Below are 7634 nucleotides of genomic sequence, written 5' to 3'. Positions count from 1 at the left end.
GTCGGCACGCCGATGCATTAGCCCCGACTAACGATAGCACTTCCGTGATTACCACCAAGTTGCAATCGCGGCGGCGCCGCTGGAGTGCAGCGGCTGCGGTGGCGCTGGCCAGGTCTTCGAATGCCCGCGCTGGACGAATTCCAACGGCCATTGCTGCCCCGCCGGCACGCACCGGCGCGGCTGCCCCGGCCTCAGCGCGGCATGCTCCGAATGTGACGGCGACCACGCTGCCGCCGCCGATACCATGCGGCCCTCGGCCTGATACAGGCCTATCGCAGCCCAGGCCGTGTCGTCTGGTGGAACCGGCGGCGCCAATCTGTGTTATGTCGTGTTGATCGCGGGCGCCGAAGACTGCGCGTCCCCGACAACAGAAAGCGAGGCCTGAGATGGCTGACGACAAGTCGAAGACGAAACAGGACCGCAAGCAGGTCTCGAGTGAAGAGCCCTACGAGGTTGCCGCCTTTGCCCGCAAATACGGCATCCCGCCAAGCGAGGCACAGACCATCATCAAGCGCTACGGCCCCTCGCGCAAGAAGCTCGACGCCCATATGGCGGCCCGCGGCTAGCCGAAACCATTTCGCCTGGGCGGCGTTGAAGATGCTGCGGGCCGCGTCAACCGGGCCTGGTGGTACGGTGAACAGGATGTCTTTTTCCCGGTTTCTCATCCTGGCCAACGAAACGGCAGACGAGCATCTGTCCCACCCGGCCGGCAGCGCCACGCATTGAGGGAGGTCGCCATGTCCGACACCATACGCAGGACCGGCAGCTGCCTGTGCGGCGGCGTGCAGTTCGAGGTTCACGGCCCGCCATTGCGCGTTGGCCTGTGCCACTGCAAGGATTGCCGCAAGGCCGGCGGTTCGGTCTATTCGGCCTTTGCCATCTGGCCGCGCGAGGCCTTCGAGACCACCGGCCTCGTCAGCTCCTATGGCACGCGGAGCTTTTGCCCGACATGCGGCGGCCGCGTCGCCTGGGTCGACGACAATGAGGCCGAGGTGGCGATCGGCAGCCTCGACATCGCGCCGACCGATCTCGTGCCCGAATATGAATTGTGGACCTCCAGGCGCGAGACCTGGCTGCACGCTCTGCCCGGCACCGAACAGTTCGAGCATGACCGCCCAGCGCAGCACAGCGCCGAAGCGCCGACGCCGAGATCGCTGTCGGACATCGACGCCGAGATTTGATCTCCTGGGAAGGGAACCCTGTCCTGCCGCCGACGTTACCGATCGCCTCTCACGCATGTCGCCAGCGACACTTGCGGCAATCATGGAGACGACCGTTGAACGACAAGATGTTTCCCCGCCCCATCAGGCTGAAATTCGCGCCTGAGCGCGAGCGCATCATCCGCAGCGCCTGGGAAGGGCTGGAATGCCTCGGCGACTGGCCGTCTGGCCAGGGACGGCGCTACCGGGCGGCGTTGCGCAGTTGCCGCGATGCGCTGGATGGCTGGACGCCGGCGGAAAAAGCGATGCGGGCGATGATCGACGCCGCGCGCGAAGCAAAACTCCTCCAGTAGTTGGAAAACAGGACATGTCCGAGCTCATTTTGCCCACACCGATGCGGATCAAGCCGCATGGGTCGGACACGATCCGCGACGTCGCCACGCTCAAGGATGCCAGCGAAATCCTGATCGACTGGCCGCAGGCCAAACGCGGCCCGTTCTACCAGGCGGCGCGCGAGAAGGTCGAAGCCGCATTGGAAACCGGGACAGGCGCCGCCGAGGCGCAGGAAGCGTTCGCAGCGCTCTGCAGCCATGCCGGCGTGCTGGTGCGGTAGGTGTCAAAGGAAGCAGACGGGGCGTCGTGCCTCGCCTGCTTTGTCATTTCGTTGGAAGCTCGCCCTGGACAATCGGCTGAGAGGTTTCGAAGCCAAAACTCTTCGGCGCCAGAAGAATCAAGGCAATAACGATGGCTATCGAGGCAAGCAACGTGGCCGTGGTCGCAATATCTCTCACGATAATCTCTCCGAATTCCAAGTCGTGAGAGAAACGCTCCTGAGATAACGAGGTTCCATTAGCTTGCGCGATAATACCAGCCAGCGGCGTTTATTGCTTCGGCGGCTGGGGCGGCACTTCACCCGGCTTGATCACCGGCGTCTTGCCTTCCTCGGGGGCCGGCGCCGCCATGCCCTGGTCGCCCGTCGGGGGCGGTTTCAGCACGCCGCCGCAATCGTTGAGCTTCGCGGTCAAATTGCCGTCATCGGCCTGCTGTCCAGGCTGCTGTTTTGCCCCTTGCTCGGTCTGAGCCCTGCATTTGTCGGCCTGTGCCTGGCTGTCGTTCTGCTGCTGGGCCGCGGCCGGCACTGCCAGCGCCAGCATGAGGCCGATTGGCATGATGGCGAGAATTCTCATCACTGCCTCCTTCTTTCTTGCACGGTCGCCCGCGGCGACCTTCCCTTCACAGGGACAACGTCTGTCGACGAAAAAGGTTGGCCGCCTCGCCGGGCGGCATTGCAACCAAACCCGTTTGCCGCCGTTGCGCGTGCCGGAGGCGATCATGTTCGAGGGTTTCCAAGGCGCGGAAATCGACACCGGCGATGCCAACATATTCTGCCTGCGCGCCGGCGGCGGGCCACCGCTGCTGTTGCTGCACGGCTTTCCGCAAACGCATCTGATGTGGCGCGACATCGCCCCCGCTCTGGCCAGCCGGTTCAGCGTCGTCTGCGCCGACCTGCGCGGCTATGGCCGCAGTTCGTGTCCGGCATCCACTCCCGACCACGCCCCCTATGCCAAGCGCACCATGGCCGCCGATATGATGAGGCTGATGGAGAAGCTGGGTTTCAGCAGCTTCATGGTCGCCGGCCATGATCGCGGAGGGCGTGTCGCCTACCGCATGGCGCTCGATCATCGGGGCAGCATCGACAGGCTCGCCGTTCTCGACATCGTGCCGACCGCCGATGCCTGGGACCGGGCCGACGCCAGGCTGGCGCTGGGTTATTGGCCATGGTCGCTGCTGGCGCAGCCCGAGCCGTTGCCGGAAAAGATCCTGTCCAGCGCCGCCGAGGCGATCGTCGACAATGCGCTCAACGGCTGGGGCTCGTCGTCATCGGCGTTTCCAGCCGAAGTGCGTCAGGCCTATGTCGAGGCCTTGCGCGCGCCTGCCCACGCCCATGCCATCTGCGAGGAATATCGGGCGGCAGCCACGCTCGATCGCGAGCACGACCATGCCGACAAGGCAGCCGGCCGGCGCATTCGCTGCCCGCTGCTGGCGCTATGGAGCGGTCAGGGCGCGTTGGCGCAATGGTATGCCGGCGAAGGCGGGCCGCTGGCGCTGTGGCGCGGCTGGGCCGACGATGTGCGCGGCCAGGCGATGCCGGGCGGGCACTTCTTTCCCAAGGAGAACCCGGCGCGCACGGCCGATCTGCTGGCCGGCTTCTTCGGTGAAACCAGTCACGGCATCTCTCGGCGAACGGGATTACCTTCGCCCTCCCTTTGATCGGGCCGAGGCCCCCTCCTTCTCCGCCTTTGCCTGACTGCCTTCATCACCGGCGGCAAGGCCGGGCCCGCGTTCGAACCGGCGCAGAAAGCCGGCAACTATCAGCACGATCAGCGTGCCGAACCCGGCCACTTGCCAAAGACCCAGTCCGCAGGCGACGCCGATCGCGCCCGCCAGCCACATGCCGGCGCCGGTCGTCAGCCCATGCACCTCGCCGCGCGAAAACATGATCGAGCCGGCGGCGAGGAAAGCGACGCCGGCGGTCACCGCCTCGACCACCCGGATCGGATCGACCTTGACCGATTCCCCCGCGAACATCGGCGCGTGCACGATCTCGACCGTCAGGATGCCGAAGGTGGCGGCGGCGACGCAGACGAGGATATGCGTGCGAAGTCCGGCCGGGCGATTGCGCCATTCGCGTTCGAAACCGATGACCGCGCCATAGAGGGTGGCCAGCAACAGCCGCGCCGCGATGACCGGAAACGAGGTGTAGGTGGAATGGCCGAATTCCTCGACGAGCTGTTCCATGATGTCCCCTCCAAAAGCTTGACGCCACAACGCGGCCACCGGGTCGCGGTTCCTGAATCCACGGCCAGGTGCGGCAAGGATGCGGCCGCTTTTGAATACGCATCTGCCAAAGGGAGGTTGATGGAGCCAATCCTCAAGGCCTCAGGACGTTTCGGTTTCGGGCACGTCGGCGCCGAGCTGCGGAACGATGATCGAAGCCAGCGGCGCCGTCAGGGACCATTTGAGATGGCCCGGGCTGCGATCCAGCACCGCCAAGCCGTTCAGCGATTGCGGCGCGACCCGTTGCAGGACGACGGTGCCGAAACCCTTGCGCGTGCTTTCGTCCCGCCGCTCTCCCTCGCGCACCGGCATCGTCTCGTCCCAAACCAGATGAATTTCCCGCTTGTCAGAAACGCCTTCGACGATCCGCCAGGTGATCTCGAGCCGCCCGGCCTCGCTCGCCAGCGCGCCATATTTTGATGAGTTGGTGCCGAGCTCATGAAATGCCATGCCGAGATTCTGCACGGCGTTCGGCTGCAGGGTCAAAAGCGGCCCGGAGAGCGATACCCGCGCCTCGTGGCCGAACGGCTTGAGCTGCTCCTGGGCGAGGTCGAAGAGGCTGGCGCCGGCCCATTCCGAGTTCACCAGCAGATCGTGCGACCGCGACAGCGCCATGATGCGGGAGCGGATCAACTCCTCGAATTCACGCGGATCGGTCGAGCGTTTGCTGGTCTCCCTGATCATCGAGAGGATCACCGCGAACTGGTTCTTGACGCGATGGTTCACCTCGCGGAGCAAAAGCCTGATCCGGCGCTCGCTCTCCTTGCTGGCGGTGATGTCGCGGGCGATCTTCGAGGCGCCGATGATCTCGCCGGACGCGTTCCTGATCGGCGAAATGGTCAGCGACACGGCGATGAGGCCGCCATCCTTGCGCCGGCGGATCGTCTCGTAGCTGGCCAGCAGCTCGCCCCTGCGAACCCGGCTGATGATGTCGGTCTCTTCATCCTTGAGATGATCGGGGATGAGCATGAGCACGGAGCGGCCGACGGCCTCTTCGGCGGTGTAGCCGAACATGCGTTGCGCCGCCGCGTTCCAACTGGTGATGATGCTGTTCAGATCCTTGCTGACGATAGCGTCGAAGGACGAATCGACAATCGCCGCCAGCCGCGCATCGGCGGTGATGGCGATCAAGGCATCACGGCCCGCCAAATCTGTCACTGTCGACCCCTTCTCCCTCATGCGCGGATCGCGCGCATGGCCACCAATGCGCCGCGGTGCGTTTTGGTTGCAATCGCCTCCAACATTCCTCCCAGGAACAGTCCGGGCAGTTCATGTCCGGAACCTTGCGCGCCTGCGCGAGTTGCACCCGACACCCCCATGGACGGCTCAATAAGGAGGCACACAATGAGCGACGGCAACAGCGATCTCGACCGGGTCTGGAAACTGATGGACAGGATCGGCTTCTGTATGCTCGCCACTCGCGAAGGCGATGACATCCGCTCGCGACCGATGGCGGCGCATGTGGTGCGCGACGAAAACGCCGTCTACTTCCTCACCGATGTCGACAGTCACAAGGATGACGAGATCGAAGCCGAGCCCAATGTCGGTCTCGCCTTCGCCGATTCAGGCGGCCAGAAATATGTTTCCGTCAGCGGTCTGGCGGCGGTTTCGAACGACCGCGCCAAGATCAGGGAGTTGTGGTCGACCCCGGCCAAGGCCTGGTGGGACAGTGCCGATGATCCTTCGATCCGCGTGCTTAAGGTGACGCCGAAGGACGCCCAGTATTGGGACAGCCCCGGCACCGTGGTCAGCTATGTGAAGATGCTGGCCGCAACGGTCAGCGACAGCCGCCCGGAAATCGGTGACACCGGTAAGGTCAGGATGTAGCCGGACGGCGTTGAAAATCACGACATCAGTCAGATGTACGAATGCCGGCGGGTCGCATTTGACATATTGCTGGCGGCATACCGGCGCGGATCAGTCTGGCTTGGGAGGGTCAGGGGCATTCGGCACTGGATCGGCGTCAGTATCCCTTTGCGGACAGTCCTCATAGCTGTGGTCGCGCCCGCCGCAGAAAGAACAGCACATGGCCTCGCGGTCCCCGTTTCCGGGCCGCCATTGCGGGGTCTCGTAGGGCTTCCTCCCATCCATCCCCAGCAATGCGCGACGAACCATTTGGTTGCGCCGCCACAGACGGCCAGCCGGCGGTTGCGGAACCACCCGCCGGGATGCGAGTTTCGGCCGATACTTCCATTCGAGGGAATAGCCATGCCGATGCACCGAATTGCCTTGATGACGGCAGCGATCCTGCTGGCCGCGACCGGCCTTGCCGAAGCCAGGCCCGACACCCGCACGATGAGTTGCGACCAACTCCGGCAACTGCTCCAAAGCCATCATGCCGTGGTGCTGACCACCGGACCCAACACCTATGACCGCTATGTCAGGCAGTTCGGCAACGAATGCGACTGGCCGGAGGTGCCGATGTCGGCCTGTGTCCCGACCCGCGACGGCAGCTGCCCGGTCTACCGCTGCGAGGAACCTGTCACCAACTTTCCGGACTGACACCGCGCTTCCAATCGGCTTTGCCGCCCCCGTGCGTTGATCCCGGCGCGCGAACCGGCTAGGGGTGGGGCGCAACGTGCATTTTCCCGCTTCGTCTAATGGTAGGACAGCGCCCTTTGAAGGCGTGAATCGAGGTTCGAGCCCTTGAGCGGGAACCAGCAACCAAGCGTTCGGCTGTTCAAAAGCTGCGCGCAGGGCTGGCCAGCCGGCATCAGCGTATTAGCGAACGCTTGTATTTCGCCCCAAGCAGGATCATCATCCGGACCGTCAGTGGCTTCAAGGGGTGCAGCGCCATGGAACTGAGTTGCTTTGACGGGGGCGTCCTTGCATCGACGATGTCCCTGAACGTCACGGCGGTTTTCATAATATTGGCCGCATTTGCCGCATTTCGGCTGGTTGCAATGTCAGGCGAAGGTTCTGTCGACCAACTCCAGACGGCGTAGCCCGCGGAGAACCTTCCGTGCAGGAGAAGGCATATGGCCGTCCGAAAGGTGATAGCCGTGAAGGACTGGTCTTGCGGCATGAGCGACGAGCTCGGCCGCGTCGTCCTGACCATCAACCCGACCGAGGGTGAGCCCATCCTGGTTTTGATGACAATCTTCCAGGCGGCAAGGATAGCCGGGGAATTGCGGGCTCCGGAACTCGTCTCCATACCTCGGTGACGCAACGCCCCTGGGCAAATCGGATCAAGCTCGCCGGGGCAGCCCCAACGCCCTCCCCAGCGAGCTGTTGCTCCGTTACGATGAACGATGGAGCAATTACTGCTTTACGAATCCGGGCGCCGTTAAGTTGCATCCGGCTCCTGAAACCATTTCGCGGACCCTGCGTTGACCACCGGGCCGACACAGGAGACATCTCATGACCGTCAACTGCCGCTTATCGATCGACAACCGGCCGGAGGCCACGGACGCCGTTTTCCAGGCGGTTCCCCGGATCGGCGAAAGTGTTGCGCTGTCGATCGACGGAACCACGCAGGATCTGCGGGTATCGCGCGTCGTGCACGTCACCAATGGCAGCCTGGAAGGTGCCGCGATAATCGTCGAAGTGACGACCAATATCCTCTGAACCGAGAGTCTCGTCCCGGTACGCCAGCCGGCGCCGCGTCGCGGCAACCGCCGACCGGCCTGCGGGACC

General features: G+C 64.1%; 13 protein-coding genes and 1 tRNA gene. 10 read left to right on the top strand and 4 right to left on the bottom strand.

Features of this window, described 5'->3' with window-relative positions; translation table 11 throughout:
- Positions 1-386 precede the first annotated feature (386 nt).
- From EN906_RS15930 to EN906_RS15915, 4 genes are all read left to right on the top strand, one after another.
- Positions 387-566 carry a DUF3606 domain-containing protein gene (locus tag EN906_RS15930; RefSeq protein WP_023813816.1) on the top strand — a complete coding sequence of 60 codons (180 nt, stop codon included), beginning with the start codon at positions 387-389 and terminating at the stop codon, positions 564-566.
- 171 nt (positions 567-737) lie between these two features.
- Positions 738-1181, top strand: a complete 444-nt coding sequence (locus tag EN906_RS15925; RefSeq protein ID WP_127270773.1) for a GFA family protein — start codon at positions 738-740, stop codon at positions 1179-1181.
- Between the two features lie 95 nt (positions 1182-1276).
- Complete coding sequence (locus EN906_RS15920) at positions 1277-1513, top strand: DUF982 domain-containing protein (protein ID WP_127270771.1); 237 nt, start codon at positions 1277-1279, stop codon at positions 1511-1513.
- A gap of 14 nt (positions 1514-1527) precedes the next feature.
- Positions 1528-1773 (top strand): DUF982 domain-containing protein, encoded by a 246-nt coding sequence (locus tag EN906_RS15915; protein WP_127271133.1) that lies wholly within the window; start codon positions 1528-1530, stop codon positions 1771-1773.
- Positions 1774-1816: 43 nt separating this feature from the next.
- Here the strand turns inward: EN906_RS15915 and EN906_RS38805 are convergent, their stop codons facing one another.
- Positions 1817-1951, bottom strand: a complete 135-nt coding sequence (locus EN906_RS38805; RefSeq protein WP_255337188.1) for a hypothetical protein — start codon at positions 1949-1951, stop codon at positions 1817-1819.
- A gap of 90 nt (positions 1952-2041) precedes the next feature.
- A complete protein-coding gene (locus tag EN906_RS15910) occupies positions 2042-2347 on the bottom strand; it encodes a hypothetical protein (RefSeq protein WP_127271135.1) in 306 nt (101 codons plus the stop codon).
- A gap of 145 nt (positions 2348-2492) precedes the next feature.
- Here EN906_RS15910 and EN906_RS15905 point away from each other — a divergent pair, with 145 nt between their 5' ends.
- Entirely contained in the window at positions 2493-3431 is a 939-nt protein-coding gene (locus EN906_RS15905; RefSeq protein ID WP_206517099.1) for an alpha/beta hydrolase, read from the top strand.
- Here the strand turns inward: EN906_RS15905 and EN906_RS15900 are convergent.
- Positions 3411-3959: an MgtC/SapB family protein gene (locus EN906_RS15900; RefSeq protein ID WP_127271137.1), complete on the bottom strand. Its 549-nt coding sequence runs from the start codon at positions 3957-3959 to the stop codon at positions 3411-3413. The genes EN906_RS15905 and EN906_RS15900 overlap by 21 nt on opposite strands.
- Positions 3960-4100: 141 nt before the next feature.
- Positions 4101-5156: a PAS domain S-box protein gene (locus EN906_RS15895; protein ID WP_127269200.1), complete on the bottom strand. Its 1056-nt coding sequence runs from the start codon at positions 5154-5156 to the stop codon at positions 4101-4103.
- A gap of 186 nt (positions 5157-5342) precedes the next feature.
- Between EN906_RS15895 and EN906_RS15890 the strand changes: the two genes are divergently transcribed.
- The 5 genes from EN906_RS15890 (at position 5343) to EN906_RS15865 (ending at position 7565) form a co-directional block, all read left to right on the top strand.
- The gene (locus EN906_RS15890) at positions 5343-5825 is read left to right on the top strand and encodes a pyridoxamine 5'-phosphate oxidase family protein (RefSeq protein ID WP_127269199.1); all 483 of its coding nucleotides are present in this window, start codon (positions 5343-5345) and stop codon (positions 5823-5825) included.
- Positions 5826-6206: 381 nt separating this feature from the next.
- Entirely contained in the window at positions 6207-6500 is a 294-nt protein-coding gene (locus tag EN906_RS15885) for a hypothetical protein (protein WP_127269198.1), read from the top strand.
- Positions 6501-6584: 84 nt separating this feature from the next.
- Positions 6585-6658: transfer RNA gene (locus EN906_RS15880), tRNA-Gln, on the top strand.
- A 318-nt stretch (positions 6659-6976) separates the two neighbouring features.
- Positions 6977-7162: a hypothetical protein gene (locus EN906_RS15870; protein WP_127269197.1), complete on the top strand. Its 186-nt coding sequence runs from the start codon at positions 6977-6979 to the stop codon at positions 7160-7162.
- 196 nt (positions 7163-7358) lie between these two features.
- Positions 7359-7565 (top strand): hypothetical protein, encoded by a 207-nt coding sequence (locus tag EN906_RS15865; protein WP_127269196.1) that lies wholly within the window; start codon positions 7359-7361, stop codon positions 7563-7565.
- The last annotated feature ends 69 nt before the right edge of the window (positions 7566-7634 follow it).

It is taken from the genome of Mesorhizobium sp. M7A.F.Ca.CA.004.06.1.1 (genome assembly GCF_003999135.1).
GTDB lineage: Bacteria > Pseudomonadota > Alphaproteobacteria > Rhizobiales > Rhizobiaceae > Mesorhizobium.
The sequence above is the reverse complement of the archived record's forward strand: the minus strand, read 5'-3'. Positions and strand labels throughout refer to the sequence as shown.